1 protein-coding gene is annotated in these 231 nt (G+C 48.5%); it reads left to right on the top strand.

What is annotated here, in order from left to right:
* Positions 1–47 precede the first annotated feature (47 nt).
* Positions 48–231 (top strand): nitrilase-related carbon-nitrogen hydrolase (locus tag LK536_RS59220; protein WP_506092391.1); only part of this gene is annotated, 184 nt, incomplete at its 3' end.

The raw sequence follows: 231 nt of genomic DNA, 5'->3' as shown, positions 1-231 counted from the left end.
AGGAAGAGCCGGAGTCCCGGAGGAATATACCCGGGTTTTTAACAAGGATGTCGGAACTTGCAGCAAAAAACCGGGTGTACCTTGCGGTTTGGACGGCCATGTCTGAAGGCGGTTCCCTTTATAACGGGGTTGCCGTATTTAACAGAAGCGTGGAAATGATTGCAAAAGCTTATAAATCCAACCTCTGGCATTTTGATGGAAAGTGGTTTTCCCAATGGGAACCAGGCTGTG

The organism is Clostridium pacaense (genome assembly GCF_020709765.2).
GTDB lineage: Bacteria > Bacillota > Clostridia > Lachnospirales > Lachnospiraceae > Enterocloster > Enterocloster hominis.
This window is presented reverse-complemented; position numbering and strand designations above follow the sequence as displayed.